We start from the raw sequence: 1,801 nt of genomic DNA, 5'->3' as shown, positions 1-1,801 counted from the left end.
CGATGTGCGCCTGGGGCCCAATCACCTCGGCGCCGTCGGTATTTCCCACCGGGCGGCCCAGGGATCGGGGGTCCAGGACTGCGTCATCGACGCCCGGGGCGCGTACTGCGGACTTGCTGGTGGGGCTGGTTCGGGAGGCAGTCACGCCGGTGTAACCGTGATCGGCGGACGCTACGGACTCGATATGACAGGCACCCAACCCGCCGCAACATTGACCGGCATCACGCTCATCGATCAGGAAGAGGCCGCCGTTCTCTGCTCCGGACGTCAGGCCACCACGATCGTCGGATTCCGAATCCAGGCCACGCATACCAAACCGCTCGTGCGGGCGAAACAGAACTGGATCCATCAGGGACAGATCAACCTCATCGATGGCGTTGTGGAAGTGGAAAGCGACCGCCCGGGCGTGTTGCTACATACCGATGCCGCCAGCTACCTGAACAATGTCTTTGTTCGCGGGATCCAGACCATCGTGGAATCTCCCATGGGAAAGATCGCGACAAAGCCGAACGAATGGACTCACATCGACGAGGCTGCCGTTGCGGTGCCGCCCCCACCGTTGCGAGGCAAGTACGTGGCCCCTCTCGGATTGAAAGAACTTCAGTACACCTGCCACATCTATCTGGACGGCCGACGGTGGCCGGACCCGTTGTGGTATCGGCTGTCCGCGGTGCCTCAACCCCCCGCCGATCTGGTGAAGCGTCACCTCTGGCCGGATGATTTCCCGCGACCGTGGTCGCCCGGCGTGGTGAATGTCAAAACTCTGCCCAATGCCCCTCGCGGTGATGGCATCGCCGACGATACCGAGGCCCTGCAACAGGCCATCGATCGCTACCCGCGGCTGTTCCTCCCCAAGGGTGAGTACCGTATCACGCGGACGCTGCGGCTTCGCCCGGATACCCAACTCATCGGCGCCCACCGATGTTTTACCTGGATAGTGGGCTACGGCGAGGAAAAGGGAGATTTCGCAGGTGCTGGCCAGCCCCAGCCGATGATCGCCACCGCCGAGGCCCAGGATGCCCGGTGCATTCTGGGATTTTTCGGTATTCGACTGGACATCACGGCCACCAGCGCCTGCGCCCTGAAGTGGCGATCCGGCCCGCATTCGGTTTTTCGCGATGTCAACGTCGTCATGCCAAGTCGCTGGAACGTGGCTCGCGGGGCCCGGGCACCACTCTTCGATCACCCCCTCGTGGTGATCCGGGGGCATGGCGGTGGCAAATGGTACAACTTTCATCAAGAATCTTGGCACCTCCAGGGTCCAAACTATCGCCACCTGTTGATTGAGCGGACCCAGGGACCTCTCTGGTTTTATCAGTGCAATGTTGAACATGCGCGGAGCGAGGCCAATATGGAGATTCGCGATGCAAGCAACGTGTTTATTTTCGGCCTGAAAAGTGAATACAACCGTCCGGTCCTGCGGATCACGAACACGCACAATTGTGCCCTGTTCGGGTACGGGGGCAATGCCGCTGCCTTCCCCGGCGCGGCGCTCTTTGAAGTGCGGGATTGTCGCGACTATCGTTTCACCTTGCTTGTCGATACTCCGCGATTCCCCGGCAACGGCTCCCCGGACCATTTCGCGGGGGAGGGCGTTGATCCCCGGGAATGGTTCATGCTGCGGGAAATCGAGGGCTCCACCGAATTCCGTATCCCGCCCCTGGATCGGCCGACCCTAATTGGCCGCGGAACGTTGGTCAGAGTGCTTCCCGATTGATCCAAAAAACCATAATCCCCGGCCCGGATCGACGTTGTGACCCGTCAAATGTGCACGGGATGGCATCCTGGGGAATCGCACGGG

At 61.4% G+C, this 1,801-nt stretch carries 1 protein-coding gene; it reads left to right on the top strand.

From position 1 onward, the window contains the following. On the top strand, window positions 1-1,717 hold a 1,717-nt coding region (locus tag H5U08_RS17595; RefSeq protein WP_297036097.1), incomplete at its 5' end, for a glycosyl hydrolase family 28-related protein. Window positions 1,718-1,801 lie beyond the last annotated feature (84 nt).

The organism is Thermogutta sp., assembly GCF_014359955.1.
Classification (GTDB): Bacteria; Planctomycetota; Planctomycetia; order Pirellulales; family Thermoguttaceae; genus Thermogutta.
This window is presented reverse-complemented; position numbering and strand designations above follow the sequence as displayed.